General features: G+C 34.0%; 17 protein-coding genes. 6 read left to right on the top strand and 11 right to left on the bottom strand.

Going from position 1 to position 23,820, the window contains the following annotated elements:
- Nucleotides 1–136 precede the first annotated feature (136 nt).
- The 7 genes from M2326_RS12990 to M2326_RS13020 form a co-directional block, all read right to left on the bottom strand.
- Nucleotides 137–418 carry a F0F1 ATP synthase subunit delta/epsilon gene (locus M2326_RS12990; RefSeq protein WP_264619984.1) on the bottom strand — a complete coding sequence of 94 codons (282 nt, stop codon included), beginning with the start codon at nt 416–418 and terminating at the stop codon, nt 137–139.
- Nucleotides 419–497: 79 nt separating this feature from the next.
- Complete coding sequence (gene atpD, locus M2326_RS12995) at nt 498–2,009, bottom strand: F0F1 ATP synthase subunit beta (protein WP_264619985.1); 1,512 nt, start codon at nt 2,007–2,009, stop codon at nt 498–500.
- Nucleotides 2,010–2,235: 226 nt separating this feature from the next.
- The gene (locus M2326_RS13000; RefSeq protein WP_264619986.1) at nt 2,236–3,783 is read right to left on the bottom strand and encodes a G-D-S-L family lipolytic protein; all 1,548 of its coding nucleotides are present in this window, start codon (nt 3,781–3,783) and stop codon (nt 2,236–2,238) included.
- 69 nt (nt 3,784–3,852) lie between these two features.
- Nucleotides 3,853–6,714, bottom strand: a complete 2,862-nt coding sequence (locus M2326_RS13005) for a TonB-dependent receptor (RefSeq protein ID WP_264619987.1) — start codon at nt 6,712–6,714, stop codon at nt 3,853–3,855.
- Between the two features lie 308 nt (nt 6,715–7,022).
- Nucleotides 7,023–8,870: a glutamine--fructose-6-phosphate transaminase (isomerizing) gene (gene glmS, locus M2326_RS13010; protein WP_264619988.1), complete on the bottom strand. Its 1,848-nt coding sequence runs from the start codon at nt 8,868–8,870 to the stop codon at nt 7,023–7,025.
- Nucleotides 8,871–8,879: 9 nt separating this feature from the next.
- Nucleotides 8,880–10,436 carry a DUF4270 domain-containing protein gene (locus M2326_RS13015; RefSeq protein WP_264619989.1) on the bottom strand — a complete coding sequence of 519 codons (1,557 nt, stop codon included), beginning with the start codon at nt 10,434–10,436 and terminating at the stop codon, nt 8,880–8,882.
- 19 nt (nt 10,437–10,455) lie between these two features.
- Nucleotides 10,456–11,262, bottom strand: a complete 807-nt coding sequence (locus M2326_RS13020; RefSeq protein ID WP_264619990.1) for a glycogen/starch synthase — start codon at nt 11,260–11,262, stop codon at nt 10,456–10,458.
- 78 nt (nt 11,263–11,340) lie between these two features.
- Here M2326_RS13020 and panC point away from each other — a divergent pair, with 78 nt between their 5' ends.
- The 5 genes from panC (at nt 11,341) to M2326_RS13045 (ending at nt 17,863) form a co-directional block, all read left to right on the top strand.
- A complete protein-coding gene (panC, locus tag M2326_RS13025) occupies nt 11,341–12,219 on the top strand; it encodes a pantoate--beta-alanine ligase (RefSeq protein WP_264619991.1) in 879 nt (292 codons plus the stop codon).
- 14 nt (nt 12,220–12,233) lie between these two features.
- A complete protein-coding gene (gene panD, locus M2326_RS13030) occupies nt 12,234–12,584 on the top strand; it encodes an aspartate 1-decarboxylase (protein WP_264619992.1) in 351 nt (116 codons plus the stop codon).
- Nucleotides 12,585–12,857: 273 nt separating this feature from the next.
- A complete protein-coding gene (gene radA, locus M2326_RS13035) occupies nt 12,858–14,219 on the top strand; it encodes a DNA repair protein RadA (RefSeq protein WP_264619993.1) in 1,362 nt (453 codons plus the stop codon).
- A gap of 12 nt (nt 14,220–14,231) precedes the next feature.
- The gene (locus tag M2326_RS13040) at nt 14,232–16,220 is read left to right on the top strand and encodes a transglycosylase domain-containing protein (protein WP_264619994.1); all 1,989 of its coding nucleotides are present in this window, start codon (nt 14,232–14,234) and stop codon (nt 16,218–16,220) included.
- Between the two features lie 131 nt (nt 16,221–16,351).
- Nucleotides 16,352–17,863 carry a T9SS type A sorting domain-containing protein gene (locus M2326_RS13045; RefSeq protein WP_264619995.1) on the top strand — a complete coding sequence of 504 codons (1,512 nt, stop codon included), beginning with the start codon at nt 16,352–16,354 and terminating at the stop codon, nt 17,861–17,863.
- 74 nt (nt 17,864–17,937) lie between these two features.
- Here M2326_RS13045 and M2326_RS13050 read toward each other — a convergent pair whose 3' ends face one another.
- The 3 genes from M2326_RS13050 to M2326_RS13060 form a co-directional block, all read right to left on the bottom strand.
- Nucleotides 17,938–18,978 carry an aldo/keto reductase gene (locus tag M2326_RS13050; RefSeq protein WP_264619996.1) on the bottom strand — a complete coding sequence of 347 codons (1,041 nt, stop codon included), beginning with the start codon at nt 18,976–18,978 and terminating at the stop codon, nt 17,938–17,940.
- A gap of 95 nt (nt 18,979–19,073) precedes the next feature.
- Nucleotides 19,074–20,015, bottom strand: coding sequence for an OmpA family protein (locus M2326_RS13055; RefSeq protein ID WP_264619997.1), 942 nt, complete (start codon nt 20,013–20,015; stop codon nt 19,074–19,076).
- Between the two features lie 31 nt (nt 20,016–20,046).
- Nucleotides 20,047–20,811 (bottom strand): exodeoxyribonuclease III, encoded by a 765-nt coding sequence (locus M2326_RS13060; protein ID WP_264619998.1) that lies wholly within the window; start codon nt 20,809–20,811, stop codon nt 20,047–20,049.
- Nucleotides 20,812–20,953: 142 nt separating this feature from the next.
- Here M2326_RS13060 and M2326_RS13065 point away from each other — a divergent pair, with 142 nt between their 5' ends.
- Nucleotides 20,954–22,777 (top strand): lysophospholipid acyltransferase family protein, encoded by a 1,824-nt coding sequence (locus tag M2326_RS13065; RefSeq protein ID WP_264619999.1) that lies wholly within the window; start codon nt 20,954–20,956, stop codon nt 22,775–22,777.
- 81 nt (nt 22,778–22,858) lie between these two features.
- On the opposite strand, the gene M2326_RS13070 is transcribed toward M2326_RS13065, so the two are convergent.
- Nucleotides 22,859–23,812: a 2-hydroxyacid dehydrogenase gene (locus M2326_RS13070; RefSeq protein ID WP_264620000.1), complete on the bottom strand. Its 954-nt coding sequence runs from the start codon at nt 23,810–23,812 to the stop codon at nt 22,859–22,861.
- Nucleotides 23,813–23,820: the final 8 nt, after the last annotated feature.

Below are 23,820 nucleotides of genomic sequence, written 5' to 3' on the forward strand. Positions count from 1 at the left end.
ATTAGATTTAAATATAAGAAAAAAGGAGTAGAAATCCATAGATATCTACTCCTTTTTATGTGTCAATTTATTAGAAAGACTTTTTCAGTGCCCTCAAAACTGATAGCTCTTTTTTTTATATAAAATCACAAATGTTTTAGTCTGCTAAAACAATTATCTTATTATCTTTCATCTCAATAGTTCCTGAAGAAATAGCCAACGTATACGTTTGATTATTTACTTTAGTAAATAAACTTGCTGATTCTTTACTAAACTCAAAACTATCAGCCGTAATACTTACGGTTCCTTTTTGAAGAATAGATACTATTGGAGCGTGATTATTTAAAATCTGAAAACTTCCATTAACTCCTGGTAAAGCAATTGAAGTTACTTCTCCTTTGAACAAAGACGCTTCTGGTGATACTATTTCTAAAATCATATTTTTTTGACTTATGAATTAAAAATTATGAGTTATAAGTTTATTAAAAAACTCATAACCCACAATTCATAACTTATTATTAAGCTTCTGCTAACATTTTCTCTCCAGCTTCAATAGCTTCTTCAATAGTACCTTTTAGGTTAAAAGCAGATTCTGGCAAGTGATCTAATTCACCGTCAATAATCATATTAAATCCTTTAATAGTATCTTTGATATCTACTAAAACACCTTTTAATCCTGTAAATTGTTCTGCAACGTGGAAAGGTTGAGACAAGAAACGTTGAACACGACGTGCTCTAGATACTGATAATTTATCTTCTTCTGACAATTCTTCCATACCCAAAATTGCAATAATATCTTGCAATTGTTTGTATTTTTGAAGAATTTCTTTCACTCTTTGTGCACAGTCATAATGCTCATCACCAAGAATTTGTGGTGTTAAGATACGAGAAGTAGAATCTAACGGGTCAACCGCTGGATAAATACCTAACTCTGCAATCTTACGAGACAATACAGTTGTTGCATCAAGGTGAGCAAATGTTGTTGCTGGCGCCGGGTCAGTTAAATCATCTGCAGGTACGTAAACCGCTTGTACAGATGTAATAGATCCTTTGTTTGTAGATGTAATACGCTCTTGCATAGCACCCATTTCAGTTGCCAATGTTGGTTGGTAACCTACCGCAGATGGCATACGACCTAAAAGTGCAGATACTTCAGAACCTGCTTGAGTAAAACGGAATATATTATCAACGAAGAACAATACATCTTTACCTTGGTCAGTTCCTGCTCCATCACGGAAATATTCTGCAATAGACAATCCAGATAATGCTACACGAGCACGAGCTCCTGGAGGCTCATTCATTTGTCCGAAAACGAAAGTAGCTTTAGACTCTCTCATTCCTGGTAAATCTACTTTAGACAAATCCCATCCTCCATTTTCCATAGAATGCATGAATTCCTCACCGTATTTTATAATTCCTGACTCTAACATCTCACGAAGTAAGTCATTTCCTTCACGTGTTCTTTCTCCTACTCCTGCGAATACAGAAAGTCCACCGTGACCTTTTGCAATATTGTTAATCAACTCTTGGATCAATACTGTCTTACCAACACCTGCACCACCAAACAATCCAATTTTACCCCCTTTTGCGTAAGGCTCAATTAAATCAATTACTTTGATACCTGTAAATAAAACTTCTGATGAAGTTGACAAATCTTCAAATCTTGGCGCTTGACGGTGAATTGACATCCCGTTCTCACCTGTTTTAGGCAATTCTGGCAAACCATCAATTGCATCACCAACTACATTAAACAAACGTCCGTAAACATCCGCTCCAATTGGCATTTTGATTGGGTTTCCTGTACCTACAACTTCATAACCTCTGCTCAAACCATCTGTTGAGTCCATAGACACAGTACGAACAGTGTTTTCACCAATGTGAGATTGTACTTCTAGAATTAATAAAGTTCCGTCTTTTCTTGTGATTTCTAATGAATCATAAATTTTCGGAAGCTCAACATCTTTACCGTTGAAAACTACATCGACTACCGGCCCAATGATTTGCGCAACTTTTCCTATTACTTTTGACATTACTTATGTATTTAATAAATAGCTAATTAGGTTTATGAATGCATTCGTTCAAAATCAACTGAACACCTGCTTTTTTCAAAGTGCAAAGATAATTTTTTAAAACAAAAAATCAATTTTTTTGTGTACAAAAAAAATAGTTTTTTCAAAATAACAATATCCTACAATTTGATAGTATAAAAAAAACCACCAAGATTAGGCCTCATGGTGGTTTTTTAAATATTTAAATCTATAATACTTTCGGGTATAATATTCGATAATTACCCAAATTCACACCTTTTATATTAGAACCATAGGTTGTATTAATTGCCGTTAAAAAATAATTAGCAATCAATGCATAACCTCGAGGTGAAGGATGAACGCCATCCAACGAAAATGAATTTCCTGTAACATAGGTTGATTTCATAGTATATCCATTAGCAACAATACCAGTAGTGTTTAATTTTTCCATTATAGCTTTTGTATCTACAAAAGCCAAGCCATTTGCACTTGCAGCAGCGGCAATAGTCACATTATAAGCATCGGTAGCCACTTTAATTTCAAGTACCTCGGTAGCCGTCAAAACATGTTTATCCTGCAATGGAAAAGTGATTCCAAATTTATCCAAAGGAGAAGGCGGAGCAAAACCAATACCAGAATCCAAAGCAGTTGGCGCTGCACCAATTGCCGACTGTGTAGGCAAAGTTACAAAATCAGCAGCAGTTGCCTGTCTCGCTTGACCGAATACTGCACCATAAAATGCCGCAGTTGCAGCACCAAGAGTCGGAGTAAAAGCTGCAGTTAATTGTGCAGACAAATTAGTCAAAGCCTCATCTTTAATCAATAAAGGGTTTGCTGAAGTAGCAGATAATAGTTTAATTCTATCAGGGGCACCAAAGAAAGTTAGCGCCGTAATTAAAGGAGTATATAAATCAGTATTTAAGGCTGAAATTGCTGCCCCTCCCACTGCCGCACTACCACCTCCCAAAACAGTAACGCTTAAAGGATTGTAAGGAACTGTTGTAAAATAAGGCAATGTACTCACATAAGGCAAATTAGCAACAACTCCTTTTGTACCACCAGCAACCAATTTAGTTACCATGCTTTTGTACAAAGCATCAAAAATAGCCACTGGGGTAATATCATCACCTGTAACAGCATCTTGAGAAGTTGGCACTCCTCCATTAGTCGCATACCCTAAAACATCATTTCCACCAATCCATAAACTAAAAAAAGTAGGATTTTGTGCCAACGCATCTGACAACACAGTCGCCGCAGGTGAAGATGCCATTCTAGCAAAATATGGATTACCAATACTACTACCATATCCCACAAAAGCAAGATGAATACACTTAGCACCTGGAATCCCATAATTATTAAAAGGACCTGTTAAATGTGCTGAAATATCTGTACTTGATGTACCATCAACTGCAGTTGGAACATTACCTGGGGCCAAATACAAACGTTTACCAAATCTAGCACTTTGAACTCCACCAGCAAGAAACCCTCCAACATTATCATTCATCAAAGGATTTAAGAACTCACCACCTCCAGCAAAGGCAAACTGCTGAGCTAGAATATTTGGATAGCCTGATTTTTGACCTTCGATAAACAAAGCACCATCACTAAATCCTGCGGCAAAAGAATCGCCTAGCGCTACATACTTTGATAAATTTGCAGTCCCTGAGGTTACCGCTTTACCATCTGTTGAGTTAGCATTTGCCACTACGGCATCATCATTATTACAGGCTACAAAAACTAAAGAAGCGAGTGCCAGCCATTTGAAATTTTTTATCATAATTAAATATGTATAAGATCCCACATTTTCACAATCATATATTGAGGGATAAGTTTTAATTTTATAGTATTATCTAGGATTAAGTGTAAACGACAAGAAGTATTGCTGACCTATCTGACCTGCACCTAAGACTTGTGTATATTCTTTTCCGCCAATATTTGAAGCACCAAGCTTAATAGTTGTTCTAATTTTCGGAATGGTATAATTCACCTGCGCATCTACAACAGTAGCCGATTTGATTGTTCCATCAACCATAGTTGACTGCCACAAATATTCACTGTTCCATCTTCCACTAATATTAAAACCAACATTTTTCAAAAGTCTATCATTTCCTAATGACATTTTCACTCTATGTTTAGGTGTATTAAATCCAGCTTCAAAACTTGGGTCTTTAGCTTGATCGAAACCAAATTCGGCATAGTTATAATTCAAACCCAATTCATAATCGGAAATAACTTTCTTAGACAAGCCTACCCCAAAACCAAAAGATTTAATTTCAACGTTTGTATTAGTATACAACTGAAAAGCCCTGAAGTTATCGTTTTGTAAAGCATGCAAAGTTTGATAACTAGTATCACCCAAATTTGTAGGATCAGGAGCTAAACTTGGATTATCTTCAACTTTTCCATAATAAGGAGCGATAACATTTAAGGTCCCTAAGAAGTTATTATATACATTATAATAAGAATTCAAATCTACAGAAACCCCTTCAAAATAGGATCGATAACCAATTTCAAATGCTTTTACCGTTTCTGGCTTAACAAAACTAACATCTGTTTTACGCAACAAAGCGGCGCCCGCAACTGGATTTGCACCAGCAATTGCACCAAAAGCACTAACCGAAGCTGCAGTATATGAATTAAGGTATGCATTTTCACCAGTAATTTGTACCGTTGAACCACCAGCAAATAATTCACCTTGGTCTGAATTAACTATCCTTGTTTCTCTATATCTCAATAAGTTATCTGGAGCAGAACCAATCAACACTGCATTTCCAACGTTAAAACCGATGTACTGATCTTGCGTTGTAGGGTTTCTAAATCCTGTTTGAAAAGAGGCTCTGAAATTATGTTTTCTTGACTCGCCAGCAGAATACAATAATGACAATCTAGGCGAATAGTTACCGTTGAAATTTTTAGATTTATCATAACGAAGCGAACCTGTAAATTTCAAACGATCTTCCAGCATTTTTTTCTGAACCTGAGAATATATTCCGTACTCATTATAATTTATTGGACCATCAGCATCCGTATAAATACGACCAAAAGAGTTTAATTGATATAATCTATAAGAACCTCCCACTTGCACTTCTGCAAATTTGATAGCATCTTTAAAATTATAATTGACATCAGAATGATAGATTTTAGAATTATCTACCAATTTTGACCCTTTAGTAACATCTGCCTCATTAATTACACTATTAAAAGCATTATTAAACGCAGCTGTGCCAGGTAAGAAACGACCAGTATCAGCAACTGACCTAGCGAAAGCATGTGCTTCTTCAGGCCTAGTACCAACACCTGGAACCTGTGCTGTTGTTGCTTGGATATAAGCTCCTGCATATTGTCCAAACCAAGTTGGATCATCTTTCCATTTACGGTTTATATTTAAACCTGTAAACAACATATCATAGGAGTTACCTCCATTTTCAGATGTTGTATACCCACGAACAAAAAAGTTTTTCCCTTTAATTTCTAAACGATGTTGCTGCATTGCAAAATTATTTAGGTAATAACGGTTTGCTCCTTGATAGACAGCATTACCAAATCCAAATTTACTTTGCCAAATAACTTCTAAACGCTCATCACCTAACGGTCTAAAATGAAGAGAAAAATCAACCTTAGTATTACCCGCTTTATTATCCGTCAAATCAGTCTCATTATAACCTGTTCTACTTACATTAGTGTTTGGCAAAAGATTAACCGCACTAGCTGGAATAATCTTCAGAGCAACCAATTTATTACCTACTCCTTTTAAATTAGTAGTAGCTTCATCACCATAAACATTGATACCATCATAATTTGGATTACTTCTATCACGACCAGGAACTATTTTATCATTATAATTTGTAGCATACCAATCCGTCCCCTCCATATAGGTGAAGTTGAATTTGGCAGCGAAATGCTTATCGAATACATGGGCCATACGAATACCAAAATCATAGAAATTATTATTTCCAGCTGCCTTTTGACTCGTTTGACCGTATTTAAAATAAGTAGTAATACCAGGACTTGTAAACGGACTTTTACTATTCATAAACAAGATACCGTTAAAGGCATTCGCTCCATATAATGCTGAAGAAGCACCAGGTAAAAGCTCAACACTTTGAACATCAATTTCAGATATACCAATCATATTCCCTAAGACAAAATTAAGTAATGGAGAAGCATTATCCATACCATCAACCAGTTGCATAAAACGAGTATTCGCCACAGAAGCAAATCCACGAGTATTAATAGACTTAAAAGACAAACTACTCGTGTTCATCTGAACTTCTTTCATGTTCTCCAAACCATCATAAAATGTAGCAGATGCAGACTTTTTAATATCTCTAATACCCATTCTCTCTACAGTAACTGGAGATTCAAATATTTTTTCAGGAGTTCTAGAAGCCGAAATAACTATTTCATCTAACTTAGTGTGTTCATGAATTAACAAAACTGTCACTTTTTGATTATTAGTAGTAACTGTCATTTTTTTTCGCTCAAGCCCTACACTAGAAAAGTCTATCACCCAAGGTAATTTTTTATTTGATTTCAAAACAAAATTCCCATCAATATCTGTAACGGTTCCTGAATTATCACCAACAATTTTAATATTTACACCAAAAAGAGCCTGATTATCAATCCCAGTTACTTTACCAGAAATTGTATTTTGAGCAAAACAGATTGTAGTAAAAAACAATAGAGTTAAAAGCAATTTTATTTTCATAGGTTTTAGAATTTTAGGATTTACTAACTCTAAGTTAACATAATTATTAGTATTAACAAAAATAAATGTTAAATATTTACAATATCGCAATTCAAAATAGGTATTAATGACAAATACACAATGTGTTTTCTTGAATTTAATAATGATATTTAGTTAAAAAGCAATCTTTACTATGCGTGCATATAAAATATTGGCAATATAAATTCATATATCATAAAAATAACCACAAAAAAAAAAGAGATCCCCTTTTATAAGGAAATCTCTTAATATTAGCATGCAAATAAAATGCTATAAATTAATCAATACTACTATTCTACCGTAACAGATTTTGCTAGATTACGTGGTTGATCCACATTACAACCTCGCAAAACTGCAATATGATAAGACAACAATTGCAATGGTATGGTCGTAATAAGTGGAGACAAGGCATCTGATGTCTCTGGAATTTCGATAACATAATCTGCTAATTTTCGAACCTCAGTATCCCCTTTAGTCACAATAGCAATAATCCTACCGCTTCTAGATTTTATTTCCTGAATATTACTTACAATTTTATCATAATGACCTTGAATAGGCGCAACTACTATAACTGGCATATGCTCATCAATAAGAGCAATTGGACCGTGTTTCATTTCCGCAGCTGGATAACCCTCAGCATGGATATATGATATTTCTTTTAATTTTAAAGCGCCCTCCAATGCAACTGGAAAATTATATCCTCTACCTAAATAAAGACAATTAGAGACTTCTTTAAAAGTTAAAGCTATTTCCTCAGCAATAGCATTTGTAGTCTCCAAAGCTTCTTTTACTTTTTCTGGAATTAACTCTAATTCCAATAAGTAACGATGAAAATCTGAATGAGACAAAGTACCTTTAGCCTTAGCCAAACGCAATGCTATCATTGTCAAAACAGTTATCTGAGTTGTAAAAGCCTTAGTAGATGCTACTCCAATCTCTGGACCTGCATGAGTATAGGCTCCAGCATGAGATTCTCTTGAAATAGAAGACCCAACAACATTACATACACCAAAAACAAAAGCACCAGCTGCTTTAGCCAACTTAATTGCAGCCATGGTATCTGCCGTTTCACCTGATTGTGAAATTGCAATCACTACATCATTACTATTAATAATAGGGTTCCTGTATCTAAATTCAGAAGCATACTCCACTTCAACATTAATACGAGCAAACTCTTCAAAAATATACTCTGCAACCAAACCAGCATGCCAAGAAGTACCACAAGCAATAATAATGATACGATTTGCGTTCACAAACTTTTCAAGATTATCTTCGATACCAGACATTTGAACAATTCCTTTATCCGCTAGTAACCTACCTCTATAGGTATCTTTAATAACATTAGGCTGTTCATAAATCTCTTTCAACATGAAATGATCATAACCCCCTTTTTCAATTTGCTCCAAATTCATTTGAAGTTCTTGAATATATGTATCTACAGGAGCATCTGTATTTATTTTTCTGATTTTCAACGGTTTATCTCGCTTTATAATAGCAACTTCACCATCTTCTAAATAAACCGCATTAGCAGTGTATTCAATAAAAGGCGAAGCATCAGAAGCAATAAAGTACTCTCCTTCACCAACACCAATAGCCAAAGGACTACCCAAACGTGCCGCCACAATTTCGTCTGGTTTTTTAGTATCAAAAACAGCAATCGCATACGCTCCTACTACCTGATTCAAGGCCAATTGAACTGCTTTACCTAATTTTATATTTTCCTTTTTCTGAATTTCTTCAATTAAATTTACTAATACTTCCGTATCGGTATCGGAATGAAAAACATAACCTCTTTTAATCAATTCTTCTTTTAATGGCGCATAATTTTCAATAATTCCATTATGAATAATTACTAAATTTCCAGAATTAGAAACGTGCGGATGAGAATTAACATCATTAGGAACACCATGAGTAGCCCAACGTGTATGTCCAATTCCAATAGAACCGGCATTACATTCCTTATCTGCTTTTGCTTCAAGGTCTGCAACTTTCCCTTTGGTTTTACATACAGAAATTGTATTTCCGTCGTAAGTCATTACACCAGCACTATCGTAACCCCTATATTCCAATCTCTTCAACCCTTTAATAACTATCGGGTAAGCCTCTCTATATCCAATATATCCAACAATTCCGCACATAAATTTAGATTAATTTGGTTTCGTATAATAAATCTCTAATTTCAATTTGTTCTTATCTGCAACATCTGCAGTTCCTCCATATAAAACGGTACCCAAGGGATTCATGACTGAAGCCTGAGGAACCCTTGAAATATTTCCAGATGTTTTTAAATATGCATTTGTAGCTAATGTTATATCTTCTGAAACAACAAGCCCCAATTTAACATTAGTTGAGTCATTACTTATAAGATTTCGAACATGATTTGTGATTCGAAATTTATAATAATAACCCCCATCACTATCCTTTGTTAAGATACCACCGTAAACTAGCCTACCAAATTTAGTATTATCAACTGGGCTTTGTGCTCTAAAGTCTTCAATAAAATTATTATTGTCTAAATCATACAAATAAAGCCTTTGGGGTTGTGCATTGGTCGCAACAGATACAGAATTTGGATCAACATGAAAGATCAAATTTGCTTCATTAACCAACCAACCATTATTTTTAATAGTCGTTAAATCCTCTTTTTGAAAAAGTTTCACTATAGCCATTGAGCCTTCTCCACCTTTTAAATATAATTTGCTATCACCGTCTACAGTATTAATATTACCCGAACTAGTAGCTGTGGCATAATCTGCTTTTGTATTAGATTGTTCTAAAAGACTCACTTTATGCCCAATCAAATTCAGAACCATTGTTTTAACTTCATCTCTTGCAGCATCAACCCCATCTATGTAATTAATAGTTATTTTACCACTAGCAAAATCCAACATAGACAAATTAGTAGGGCTCGAACCTGATCTTTCAGCTTGAAAATAAAGGCCTTTAAAGTATTCTGTAAAAACATCATTATTAATTAACTTACCTGAAGCAACAGCATCAATAATAACAGATTGGAAAAAATCTTTATTCAACGTTAATTGCATTTGTGGTGCAGTATAAACTACCGCAGATACATTTGCAACTGCCGGAACAACAGATCCTGTTTTATCAAAGAAAAAAGCATCATTTTGAGCGGGATCAGTAGCATCATTAAGCCTTACTCCAATTTTAGCATTACTGAAAAGTGAATTCTGATCTGTATAATAACGTTGAGTATTTACAAAGTTATCAATTGGATCCAAGTTTCTTAAAAAATACCCAGAACGAAAAACACTTAATTTCAACTTACCATTTGGATCACCATATATAGAATCCAATGCATACGTTCGAACTCCTTCTGCAGTTGTAACAGTTTGTGTGTTATCTATAAAATAAGGTATTGTTAAAACAACACTCTGTACTTTTGGATCATCCAACAAAACAGGTGATACTGTAGCTAAAGATACTTGTGTCACAAAATTTGCAGTGGTTGTACCAAAATCTGGATTATCATAAATACCAAAAGGATTTACCTCCTGATCATTTGACTGTACTGCAGTTATCATTTGATTATATGCAACCACATCTGAAGTATGTACCTCAAAATCAAAATGGTTCCCACCTATGATATCACTCCCTATCGAGTTATAATCTTTATCACAAGAACACAATAAAACAACACTACATATTAAAAGAACTTTCTTAAAAAAAGAATTATTATACATATTGAATACTAAAAATTAATTATAGATTTTCGCTATTGTAAAACTCGGTATAAGCTTCAGCAAATGCATCTTTGGGCACGAAAGGTAAAAAAGGTTTACCTGAGGACTCTATAAATTTTGTTAAACTTGGCGATAAGCTTTCTGACGCAATGATCACTCCATCAGAATGTTTTACAGCAGCTTTAATAATCCCTTCATAATCTGGCGTAATCAAATCTGAAACAGCTTCTTCTGGAATACCATCTAATATCACTTTATTTACCATCTCTGTATCAAGATTACCTTCAAAAGATTGCCCATAAACAGATGTAATTATTTTCGTTTCTGAGAACAAAGCTTCATTTTTGTAATAATGCTTCATATAGACTGGAAGCATAGCTGACATCCATCCATGAACATGAATTATATCTGGAACCCAATTCAATTTTTTTACCGTCTCAACAACTCCTTTAGCAAAAAAGATTGCTCTTTCATCATTATCTGGATACATTACTCCATCCTCATCGGCAAAAGTTGCTTTTCTTTTAAAATATTCATCGTTATCAATAAAATATACCTGAATTCTTTCTTTTGGAATAGAAGCTACTTTGATAATCAAAGGCATATCTAAGTCATTAACAACCAAATTCATCCCCGAAAGTCGGATTACTTCGTGTAATTGATGTCTTCGCTCATTAATATTTCCGTATCTCGGCATAAAAATCCTGATTTGTCCTCCTTGATCATTTACCATCTTCGGAACATCATAAGACATCAAAGAGACTTCATTTTCAGCTAGATAAGGCACCACTTCAGATGATACATATAATATCCTCTTGTCTTTCATATTGTAATTTGCTTTATTTATTGGCTATAAAAACCATGCAAAATTACAAAATTTTATGCAGTTATTAACTAAAATATTATGTTTGCATTTAATTTTAATAAAACAGCCATGCCTATTTTCTACGGAAAAGTAGCTTTGATAACTTTTTTAAAGTCTTTCAAAACCCAAAATATGACTATTGGCTACGTGCCAACAATGGGAGCATTACACCAAGGACACCTGTCTTTGATGCAACAATCCTTACAAGAAAACCACGTCACAGTAGTAAGTATCTTTGTAAATCCTACACAATTCAATAACCCTGATGATTTATCAAAATATCCCAGAACCCTAGAGCAAGATACCGAAAAAATCAACGCACTAAATACGGATATTATTATTTATGCTCCATCAGTCGAAGACATATACGAAGGTAATGTGACATCACAAACTTTCAATTTTGAAGGGCTGGAAAACCAAATGGAAGGAAAATTCAGACCCGGACATTTTAATGGTGTTGGAACCATTGTAAAAAGGCTATTCGAAATCATAACGCCGACGCATGCTTATTTTGGCGAGAAAGATTTTCAACAATTGCAAATAGTCAAGAAAATGACTCAAAAAAGCCTTCTTCCAGTTACAATTATTGGTTGCCCCATATTTCGTGAAAGTAATGGATTGGCAATGAGCTCAAGAAATGAACGATTATCACTCAACCAAAGGGAGGAAGCAAGTATGATTTACAAAACACTCTTGCGAACCAAAGATTTATTTAAAACACAAACAGCAAACGAAGTCAATCAATGGGTCGAGACAGTTTTCGTAAAAAATGACACTTTCGAACTAGAATATTTTGCAATTGCTGAAGAAGAAACTCTTTTGACTTGTGAAGAGAAAATGGAAGATAAAAATTATCGCGCATTTATTGCCGTTTTTGTTAATAATATCCGTTTGATTGATACCATATCACTAAAATAATTTACTTTTGTACCATGCAAATTCAAGTACTAAAATCAAAAATTCATCGCGTAAAGGTAACAGGTGCCGATTTAAATTATATTGGCAGTATAACCATTGATGAAACGTTACTAGAGGCTTCAAACATAATTGAAGGTGAAAAAGTAGCTATCGTAAATATTAATAATGGAGAACGTTTTGAAACTTATGCCATCAAAGGTGAAAGAAATTCTGGCGAAATCACCTTGAACGGTCCAGCAGCTCGCAAAGTGCAAAAAGATGATATTATCATCATTATATCATATGCAACTTTAGAATTTGAAGAAGCAAAGTCCTTCAAGCCATGGATTATTTTTCCAAATGAAAAAGACAATACGCTTACCTAAATTAGCTTATAAAATTACACTTTAAGGAGTCTGTTTATTCAAATAGACTCCTTTTTTCATTTTTACGGTATTTTTTATTTTGCCTTTCTATAACTATTTTCAGGAAATGATACGATTAAAAAATACAGTAAAGCACTCACAATGCATCCTGAATGACTCCAAACGACCTAATCCTACGAAAGGTTAAAAATCAGTAAAAGCATTCTGAAATGTATGAATTGGTCTATTTTTACGCTATTTTTGAGATCTAAAATAATGATTTAATTTCAAGCTATGTCAAAAGTAAAAACTACTTTTTTTTGTCAAAATTGCGGAGCACAATATGCCAAATGGCAAGGTCAGTGTAATTCCTGCAAGGAATGGAATACAATAGCCGAAGAAATCATTCAGAAACAAGAAAAAGTAGCTTGGAAAACCGAATCAGCACCTATAAATAGAGCATCCAAACCATTGAAAATTACCGAAATTGATTCAACTCAAGAAGTACGAATGAATACGACCGATGGTGAACTAAATCGTGTACTGGGGGGAGGATTAGTGCCTGGATCCTTAACACTTTTGGGAGGAGAGCCCGGTATAGGTAAGAGTACACTATTACTACAGGTTTCCTTAAAACTACCCTACAAAACCTTGTATGTTTCGGGAGAAGAAAGTCAGAAACAAATTAAAATGAGAGCAGAACGCATCACGGATTCTAGTGATAATTGCTACATTTTGACCGAAACAAAAACGCAAAATATATTCAAACAAATTGAAGCTATTAAACCCGAAATCGTTATAATCGACTCAATCCAGACGCTTCATACCGATTATATAGAATCTACCGCTGGAAGCATTTCTCAAATTCGAGAAACCACTGCCGAGCTTATAAAATTTGCTAAAGAATCGAACATTCCTGTGATTTTGATTGGGCATATCACCAAAGATGGAAATATTGCAGGACCAAAAATCCTTGAACATATGGTCGATACCGTGCTTCAGTTTGAAGGCGATCGAAATCATGTGTATCGAATTTTGCGTTCGTTAAAAAACCGATTTGGCTCCACTGCAGAAATTGGAATTTATGAAATGCTCGGAAGTGGCTTACGCGAAGTTTCCAACCCATCCGAAATATTGATTTCGCACAAAGACGAAGAATTATCAGGAACGGCCATCGCAACTACACTTGAAGGAATGCGACCACTAATGATTGAAATACAATCGCTTGTAAGTACAGCCGTTTACGGAACCCCCCAACGAAGCACCACAGGCTATAATGCAAAAAGATTGAACATGATTTTGGCTGTACTCGAAAAAAGGGCCGGTTTTAGACTAGGAGCCAAAGACGTTTTCCTCAACGTAACGGGAGGAATATCTGTGGATGATCCTGCTATTGATTTAGCTGTAGTAGCAGCCATTTTATCTTCCAACGAAGACATTCCGGTGAACAAAGGGTTTTGTTTTGCTGGAGAAGTAGGTTTGTCTGGTGAAATTCGTCCTGTAAACCGTGTCGACCAACGTATTCAAGAAGCCGAAAAGCTAGGTTTTTCAACCATATTTGTATCAAAATACAATAAAATAGCCTCTAAAAATCTGGGTATAAAAATAGAATTAGTTACCAAAATAGAGGATGTCGCAAGTATGCTTTTTGGATAATCATATAAAATCATGAGAACAGTCAAGCAAAAAATATACGTCACGTTAAAAATAATAGCAGTAGTAATGGTTCTTGCCATACTAGGTCTTTTTAGTTTTAGAAATAATTTATTAGAACAGCTTCTTGCAAAAACCACTTCAAAAGCTGTTACCGAATATAATTGCGATTTTATAATAAAAGAAGCTTCTTTTGAAGGGCTTTCGGGTATCAACCTTAACGAAGTCACTTTGGTACCAAAAAATGCTGACACTATTTTTAAAATCCACAAAATAAAAACTAGCGTCAACTTAATGCAGTTGTTTTTTGGGGACTTACAACTTGGCACCTTAGAAGTTCAAAATGGTTTTGTACAACTCACTAAAAAAGGAAACGTAAAAAACTTTGCAGCATTTTTAAAAAAAAGTGAGGAGGAGCAGGACAGTAATAATGATAAAAAGGACTACGCTGCCTTCACCTATAGAATCATCTCTAAGATCTTGAACCTAGTACCGACAGACATGAATGTTCAAAACCTGGTATTCAAATTAGATGATAACGGTAAGAAAGCTACGATTAACATTAAAAAGTTGGCCTTAATAAATAAAAACATTGAAACCACAATTAATGTTCAAACAAATACATTTACACAAAACTGGAAAATAAAAGGTTTGGCAGATCCAAGAATGAAAACAGCAGACATTCGCTTTTTCAACATGGATAGTGGCGCCATCAAAATGCCTTATTTTGATGAACGCTATAATCTAATTTCTAGTTTTGACTCCATTAGAGTGAACATTCAAAATATTTCGAAAAGTAGTGGTGAACTTCACTTAGACGGCTATGCTTCTATTTCAAATTTAAAAATTAATCATCCGAAAATTGCTAACAAAGATGTTATTATAAAAAATGCTCGTTTTGACTATCGCTTTCTATTAGGGTCTGATTTTATTTCGATAGATAGTAGCTCAACTGTTCAACTCAATAAAATTAGACTACATCCTTACCTCTCCTACGAGACTGAAGAAGATACTATCTATAAACTCAAAGTAGCAATTCCAAAAATGAAAGCCCAAGATTTTATCACTTCTTTACCAGATGGTTTGTTTACCCATTTTCAAGGTATGGAGGCCACAGGAACTTTCGATTATAATCTTAACTTTCAATTCAATAAAAACAAGCCCAACCAATTGGTTTTTGAGAGTAAAATCAAAAAAGAAAATCTACGGATTACAAAATATGGAGATGCCAACCTCAACAAAATCAATGATTCTTTTGTCTATCATGCTATCATTAAAGACGTATTACAACGTCCCATTTTGGTAGGAACTGCCAATCCAAACTTTACGCCCTTGGATCAGATTTCACCTTATTTACAAAAATGCGTCTTAACATCAGAAGACCCATCCTTTTTTACACATCGAGGTTTTATCAATGAAGCTTTCAAACAATCTATTGTAAAAAACATTCGAACCAAAAAATTCTCACGTGGAGCTAGTACGATTAGTATGCAATTAATCAAAAATGTTTTCTTAACCCGTGAAAAAACATTGTCTCGCAAATTGGAGGAAATTTTGTTGGTTTATTTATTAGAAAACAATCGAATTTCGAGTAAAGAACGCATGCTAGAAGTCTATTTTAATATTATTGAATGGGGGCCAGATGTGTACGGCATTGGAGAAGCAAGCCAATTTTATTTTCAAAAGAAACCAATTGACTTAACATTGAACGAATGTTTGTATTTAGCTCGAATAATCCCCAGTCCAAGTAAATTTATGAGACAATTTGGTTCAGACGGAAACTTATCTGATTCGTCAAAAAAAGTTCAAAATTTCTTAACCAACATCATGATAAAAAGAGGGGTATTATCTATTGATGATACCATTTATAAATCACAACCTGTCATTATTTCTGGTACTGCAAGATCATTACTTAAAATCACTGTCAAAGACAGCACAAAAGTAGATTCAATAGTGATGCCCAAATTTATACCAATTTCAATAATTTCAACAACCAAAAAATAACCAAAATTATTAATTTGTTGCACTACTTTAAATTTTCTTTCCTTAAAGTTCGTTAAGATAATGTTTTCATTTATAGGTCTTTTAATTGATTTTTATAGTATTTTTAAAAATCTAAAAATCAATTCACCAATATGAGGAAAATATACTTTAAGCTGTTTTTATCCCTAGCACCCCTTTTAACTTTGGCGCAAAACAAATATGTTAAAAAAAGCTTTCATCAAAATGGGATGATTGCTCACGAAATGTGGTTTGATAGTAATAAAAAAGTAGATAGCATAAAAACTTATCACAATATAGGAGGTATAAAAGAATCGGTTTATCTTGATAAACAATCCAAATATCATGGAAATATTACCCTTATTAACAGCGAAGGAAAACTAAAAACAACTTGGGTATTTGATCATGGAACGCTTCTAAAACAAACCAATCATTTCTCTGAATATACAATTAAGACGAAACAAATCGTAGAAGAAAGAGAAGCCAAACTCAATGACATCAACATCAAATTGGCAGACACACCAAATAATAGCAGTTTAATACATCAAAGAGCCTCTCTAAATAGTTTTTTGGGAAATTATATTTTAGCAGAATATGATTATCTGAAATTAAAGAATTTCCTTGAAAAAATCAAAAATACTGCCAAGGCTATGACTCCTGAAAAAGTAACGGGATTAAATAAAACATTGGCAAGTATCTATGACAGTTTAGGTTTTATCTACTCAACTTATGGAATGGCAAACAAATCTATTGAATATCATTTACTAGCCATCAAAACAAATCCTGAAGATTCTCGTTACGATAATAACTTAGGTGCTTACCTACTTGAAACAGGACAACATCGATTAGCAATTCATTATTACAATGAAGTTCTTAAGACTGCATCTCAACATGCTTTTGCTCATTGGGGATTAGCAAGTATCTACTTAGAACTTGAAGAATATGAAAAAGTTGTTGAGCATATAAATATTTCAATAGTAAGAGAAGATAACATTTATAAGTTTGGAAGAGGTACTTCTGAAAATGACTTGAAAACGATTAGAGGACTCGCCTATCATAAAACAGGGAAAACTGAATTGGGTATTGCCGATTTGAACGAAGCTTTAAAAATTAATGATAAAAATTCTGTTGCTAATAAATACTTAGGGATTATATATTATGATTTAGGTCAGAATGAGAAGGCTTGTAGTTACTTTCGAAAATCAAGAGAATTGAATTATGAAAAAAAATATCACCTAAAAAATCTAGAACTATTTATTCAAAAAGCATGTTCCCCTTCAAATAACATCGCAACGGTTGAAATTTCAACAACTATGGATAATAAGACAGAAAAACCGTCTTCCAATACTGTTATTGAAATCATTAGTGATGTTGAAACTAGCGAAATAAACTCTACTACAAACAGTCTAAAAAACCCAACAACTGCTCCTTACATTTCACCAAATCCTGCTATAGATAAATTAGAAGTTTTCAACTTTGACCCCTCCAACTTCCGATTCAAAATACACAGTATTGATTCTAATTTGGTACGGGAAGGAATGGCTATAGAGAAAACGATTATAGTGACTGGACTTCCCTCGGGATTGTATCTCCTAACTATTGAAAAAGGGATGAGCAAACAAACGTTTAAATTGATTAAGCAATAATAGATTCAAACCAAAAATACCGATTTTTGAAAATAGGGAATTTAAAAATCGGTATTTTTATTTAACTCTTAAATTTAGGGTGCAGGATTTGGGAAAATTGCTTGAACAGCATCAACCTCTTTTAAAATATCTTCAGAAAGTCGAATGCTAAAAGCTTCAATATTTTCTTTTAATTGCGGTATAGACGTCGCGCCTATAATCGTACTTGTTACATACTGCTGCTGATTGATAAAAGCCAGTGCTAATTGTGTTAACGTTAATCCGTTTTTGATAGCAATTTGATGATACATCTTGGTAGCTGCAATACTTTGCTCACTGCTATAACGATTGTACTGCGGAAACAAATTTAATCGGGCTTTTGGATGTTTTTCTAGTCCTTCCAAAAACTTACCTGTCAAAACGCCAAATCCCAAAGGAGAATAAGACAATAGACCCACGTTCTCACGATGACAAATTTCTGCCGATCCTACTTCAAACTGGCGGTTTAATAAGGAATATGGATTTTGAACTGTCGAAATTCTTGGTAGATTATTGTATTTACTTTCTTCAAGAAAACGCATTAAACCCCAAGGATTCTCATTTGAAACACCAATAGCTTTGATCTTACCCGATTTCACAAAACCGTCAAGTGTTACTAAAACTTCATGAATATTATCTTGCCATTCATCTGTTTGTACTTGAAAACCATGTTGTCCAAAAAAGTTGGTTTTGCGTTCTGGCCAATGCAGTTGATACAAGTCAATATGGTCTGTTTGCAAACGTTTCAGACTGTTTTCCAATGCAAGTTGCAAACTAGTTGGAGAAAAATCTAGTTTTTCACGCATATAACCAAAACTCGGGCTAGGCCCAACAATTTTACTAGCTAAAACGACTTTCTCTCTTTTTCCAGATTTTTTAAACCACGATCCTATTATCTTCTCAGTACTTCCGTAGGTTTCTTTATGACTCGGAATAGAATACATCTCAGCAGTATCAAAAAAATTAATTCCTTGATCGAGTGCAAAATCCATTTGCGCATGCCCTTCAGCTTCAGAATTTTGTTGACCAAATGTCATTGTCCCAAGACAAACTTCACTCACTTTGAGATCCGTTTGAGGTAATTTATTATATTTCATATTCTTAATTTCTGTATTAAAACACAAAAGTATCTAAAAAACAAAAAAGGTTCAAAGAATATCTCTGAACCTTTCATAAATTTTAACAGTATTACCTATTTGATATCATTTAACATTTTTGAAATTTCATCCAATCTAGGAGTCAAAATAATTTCGATTCTACGATTTTTAGCTTTTCCTTCAGCAGTAGCGTTACTAGCTAATGGAGAGAATTCTCCTCTACCTGCTGCCGTCAAATTTTGTTTATTAATCATTCTGTTTTCACTCAAAATTGCAACAATAGCAGTCGCTCTTTTGGTGGATAAATCCCAGTTGTTGGCAATAGGTCCCGTAGCAGTATAGGGATCATCATCTGTATGTCCTTCGATCAAAACTGCAATCTCAGGATTATCACCTAGTACTTTACCAACTTCGACAACTGCTTTACGTCCTTCAGATCCTACAGACCAACTTCCAGACCCAAAAAGCAATTTATTTTCCATGGATACGTAAACTTTTCCGTTTTTTTGCTCCACAGTCAAACCTTTACCTTCAAAACCATTTAAAGCATTGGATAGCGTTTCTTTCAACTTACGCATACTTTCTTCTTTTGCAGCGATCAATGTTTCTAGTTCTTGCAAACGTTGGGCACTTTTGTTTAAACGTTCTTGCTCAATAGCAAGTGCTTTAGATTTAGCATCCAATTGTGATAATAGATCACGATTTTTACCCATGTTGGCTTGCAAAGCTTCACTACTATTCTTCTCCAATGCTTTGTATGAAGCATCAAGTGTATTCATTTTATCATTTAGCGCAGCATAATCTGCATTTAATTTTTCGCGTTCCGATTTTACTTTTGCTAAATCAGTGTTTAAAGCATCTCGATCCAATTCCAGTTGGTTTTTGCTTTTCAAAAGATTGGCATTTTCATCAGAAAGGCTTCTATTTTCTTTCTTTAAATCAGTATATTTATTTTCAAGTTCATTGTAAATTTTCTTTGAAACACAAGAACTGGTCATTGCTATAAGCAACAATCCAATGGAAACTTTTTTTATCATCAATTTTATTTTTTAAATATTAATCTATAAGTTATTCAATTTCTACTACAATCGGACAATGATCAGAATGTTTGGCTTCGGGTAATATTAAAGCTCTTTTTATATGCTCTTTCAATGGCTCACTTACCAAACAATAATCAATACGCCAACCTTTGTTATTTAAACGTGCTGACGGAAAACGCATGGTCCACCAAGTATAATTGTCTGGTTCCTTATTAAGGTAACGAAAACTATCAATAAAACCATTTTTCAAAAACACGTCCAACCAAGCCCTTTCTTCTGGTAAAAATCCAGAAGTTTTTTTATTTCGAACAGGATCATGTATATCAATCGCTTCGTGACAAATATTATAGTCACCGCAGATCACAAGGTTAGGAATTTCTACTTTTAATTGAGTGATATATTCTTGAAAGTCGTCCATGTACATGAATTTATGGCTCAATCGTTCACTATTAGTACCTGATGGCAAATATAAACTCATTACAGAAAGGGTATCAAAATCAACTCTAATATTTCGCCCTTCAAAGTCCATGTGCTCAATACCTGTGCCATAAACAACCTTATTAGGTTTTATTTTTGACAAAATAGCCACACCACTATATCCTTTTTTGGTTGCCGGAAACCAATAATGATAAGGATAACCTGCCGCTTCAAAATCTGCCAAAGGCACTTGCTCTGCTGTTGCTTTAATTTCTTGCAAACAAATTACATCTGGATTTGCTTGTTGTAACCATTCAATGAACCCTTTAGAAATGGCGGCACGTATTCCGTTCACATTATAGGATATAATTTTCATACTTATTCAAATTTTTTATTCTTTCAAAAGTACTAAAAAATAAAAAGGATGTAGCACAAAACATGAAATTAGAATTTCACAATAGTTGAATCATCGAGTTTTTTTCTATCTTTGTTTTTCGCTCAAAAAATATTATAAAATCATGGGTTTAGTTACTGCCAAAGAAGTTGCGAAAGCTATCAATATTGAAAAATACGGAATTTTAGGAACTTTTTCAGGTTGGCTATTAATGAAAGTTCTAAGAATTTCAACCTTAAACAAAGTTTACAATAGAAACAAACATTTAAAAGATATTGATTTTTTAAATGGAATTGTAAATGATCTACAAATAAAATTTGAAGTTCCAGAAGAAGATTTAAAACGATTACCAAAAGACGGTGCCTATATTACCATTTCTAATCATCCACTTGGAGGTATAGATGGTATTTTATTGTTGAAATTAATGCTCGAAAAAGAACCTAATTTCAAGATTATCGCCAATTTTCTTTTGCATCGAATAGAACCGTTAAAAAAATACATCATGCCAGTAAATCCTTTTGAGAATCATAAGGATGCCAAATCAAGCGTGGTCGGAATCAAAGAAACTTTACGCCATTTAAGTGATGGAAAACCATTGGGGATATTTCCTGCTGGAGAAGTATCCACTTATAAAGACGGACAATTAATTGTAGATAAACCATGGGAAGAAGGAGCCATAAAGGTGATTAGGAAAGCACAAGTTCCTGTTATTCCAATATATTTTCACGCCAAAAATAGCGGCTTATTTTATTTTTTATCGAAAATAAGTTCAACCTTACGTACAGCAAAACTACCATCTGAAGTTTTCAGTCAAAAAAATCGAGTTATTAAAGTTCGAATTGGAAAGCCTATTTCTGTGAACGAACAAAACGAACATAAAACGATTGCCTCTTTCTCTGAATTCTTAAGAAAGAAGACCTACATGTTGGCAAATCCTTTCGAAAAAGAAACCAAATTAATTTCGACCACGAGTCTAAAACTTCCAAGAAGCCCAAAAGCCATTGTAACAGCAGTAAATTCCGATACAATCATCAATGAAGTTAAAGCATTGAGAGATACCGACTGTCGTCTTTTACAAAGTAAAAACTACGAAGTGTTTTTTGCAAAAGCAGAAAACATACCCAATATTTTACATGAAATTGGTCGCCTTCGCGAAATAACATTTAGAGAAGTAGGGGAAGGAACCAATGAATCTATTGATTTGGATAAGTTTGACCAATATTACCACCATTTATTCCTTTGGGATGAAGATGCTAAAAAAATCGCAGGAGCTTACCGTATGGGATTGGGTTCTGAAATCTTTAAAGGTCATGGTATCGAAGGGTTTTATTTGAATGAATTGTTCCGTTTTGAACCAGAATTGCATGATATGATGACCAAAACCATCGAAATGGGCCGAGCATTTATCATCAAAGAATACCAACAAAAACCAATGCCTTTGTTCTTGCTTTGGAAAGGGATTATTCATACTACCTTACGTTTCCCAGAGCATAAGTATTTGATGGGAGGGGTAAGTATTAGCAATCAATTCTCTGATTTTTCAAAATCTTTGATGATTCAGTTTATGAGATCAAATTATTACGATCCTTATATTGCTCAATACATTCATCCAAAAAAAGCATACAAAGTAAAACTAAAAGATGCTGACAAAGATTTCATTTTTAATGAAACAGAAGCTGATTTAAACAAGTTTGACAAAATTATTGACGAATTGGAACCAGGAATTTTACGATTACCGGTATTGATAAAAAAATACATTAAGCAAAATGCAAGAGTAGTAGCATTTAACGTTGACCCCTTGTTTAATAATGCTATTGATGGACTAATGTACATACGCGTTGAAGACATTCCAGAAAGTACGATGAAACCCGTTATGGAAGAATTTCAAGCTGAATTGGAACGAAAACTGAATGAAAAAGGAGAACATGAAAATGACTCTGAACTATAATAGAAAAGGCCTCGAAATTATCGAGGCCTTTTCTATTATGGCGAAAATTATATAACTTAAATAGGATTTAACAGCATTAATTTATTTTACATATTTCGCCTTAATTTTATCTACAATCACTTGCGCCAATCGTTCGTGACTTTCAAAAGTCCAACCGGCTACGTGAGGAGAAAGAATAACATTTGAAGCGGTTAACAAATATTGGAAAGCTTCTGGTGTATCGTTTTCTTGAAATAGCGTTTCAAAAGATAGTTTTTCGTATTCTAAAACATCAAGCCCAGCTCCTAGTACTTTTTTTGACTGCAGGGCAGCGACTAGATCAGCTGTTACAATGTTTTTACCCCTTGATGTATTCAAAATCCAAAATGATTTAGAAAAACCGTTTATAAATGCTCTATTTACCATTCCATTGGTCTCTGGAGTCCATGGAATGTGTAAACTCAATACTTCTACCTTTTGTTGAAATTCTTGTAACGAAACTTGCTTACAATTTTCATCACCTACGTTGTCTTTGATGTCGTAACAAAGTACATCTACATTGAACCCCCTTAGCTTTTTCGCAAATGATTTCCCCATATTCCCATAACCAATAATGCCGACTGTTTTTCCGTCTAATTCATGGCCACGGTTGCTTTCGCGATTCCATTGTCCTGAACGTATTTCCTTATCAGCTTGATTGAGATTATTGAATAAGGATAAAATCATTCCGAGTGTATGTTCGGCTACTGCATTTCGGTTTCCTTCGGGCGCAGCGATGAGTGTAATATTTTTGGTTTCGGCATAGTCACAATCAATACTCTCTAGCCCCGCTCCTACTCTAGCAATGAATTGCAAATTGATTGCTTTGTCCAAAAAAGCTTTATCGATATTAAAACGACTGCGAATTATGATACCATGATAATCTTGTATTTTGGATTCGATTTCTTCTTTGGAAGAAGAAAAGTCTTCGTGATTGACAAAACCAGTAGTTTGCAATTGTTCCATCATAATTGGATTATTGCTATCGATATGAAGTATTTTGATTGGTTGTAACATATACTTTA

The sequence above is a fragment of the Flavobacterium psychraerolatum genome, from assembly GCF_025960985.1.
In the GTDB taxonomy this organism is placed as follows: Bacteria; Bacteroidota; Bacteroidia; order Flavobacteriales; family Flavobacteriaceae; genus Flavobacterium.

Bases quoted from the DNA above. Each gene is read 5' to 3' on its own strand.
- M2326_RS13005 (WP_264619987.1), bottom strand. From the start codon at position 6,714: ATGAAAATAAAATTGCTTTTAACTCTATTGTTTTTTACTACAATCTGT.
- M2326_RS13040 (WP_264619994.1), top strand. From the start codon at position 14,232: ATGAGAACAGTCAAGCAAAAAATATACGTCACGTTAAAAATAATAGCA.
- radA (WP_264619993.1), top strand. From the start codon at position 12,858: ATGTCAAAAGTAAAAACTACTTTTTTTTGTCAAAATTGCGGAGCACAA.
- panC (WP_264619991.1), top strand. From the start codon at position 11,341: ATGTTTGCATTTAATTTTAATAAAACAGCCATGCCTATTTTCTACGGA.
- M2326_RS13020 (WP_264619990.1), bottom strand. From the start codon at position 11,262: ATGAAAGACAAGAGGATATTATATGTATCATCTGAAGTGGTGCCTTAT.
- panD (WP_264619992.1), top strand. From the start codon at position 12,234: ATGCAAATTCAAGTACTAAAATCAAAAATTCATCGCGTAAAGGTAACA.
- glmS (WP_264619988.1), bottom strand. From the start codon at position 8,870: ATGTGCGGAATTGTTGGATATATTGGATATAGAGAGGCTTACCCGATA.
- M2326_RS13015 (WP_264619989.1), bottom strand. From the start codon at position 10,436: ATGTATAATAATTCTTTTTTTAAGAAAGTTCTTTTAATATGTAGTGTT.
- atpD (WP_264619985.1), bottom strand. From the start codon at position 2,009: ATGTCAAAAGTAATAGGAAAAGTTGCGCAAATCATTGGGCCGGTAGTC.
- M2326_RS13050 (WP_264619996.1), bottom strand. From the start codon at position 18,978: ATGAAATATAATAAATTACCTCAAACGGATCTCAAAGTGAGTGAAGTT.
- M2326_RS13065 (WP_264619999.1), top strand. From the start codon at position 20,954: ATGGGTTTAGTTACTGCCAAAGAAGTTGCGAAAGCTATCAATATTGAA.
- M2326_RS12990 (WP_264619984.1), bottom strand. From the start codon at position 418: ATGATTTTAGAAATAGTATCACCAGAAGCGTCTTTGTTCAAAGGAGAA.
- M2326_RS13070 (WP_264620000.1), bottom strand. From the start codon at position 23,812: ATGTTACAACCAATCAAAATACTTCATATCGATAGCAATAATCCAATT.
- M2326_RS13060 (WP_264619998.1), bottom strand. From the start codon at position 20,811: ATGAAAATTATATCCTATAATGTGAACGGAATACGTGCCGCCATTTCT.
- M2326_RS13045 (WP_264619995.1), top strand. From the start codon at position 16,352: ATGAGGAAAATATACTTTAAGCTGTTTTTATCCCTAGCACCCCTTTTA.
- M2326_RS13000 (WP_264619986.1), bottom strand. From the start codon at position 3,783: ATGATAAAAAATTTCAAATGGCTGGCACTCGCTTCTTTAGTTTTTGTA.
- M2326_RS13055 (WP_264619997.1), bottom strand. From the start codon at position 20,015: ATGATAAAAAAAGTTTCCATTGGATTGTTGCTTATAGCAATGACCAGT.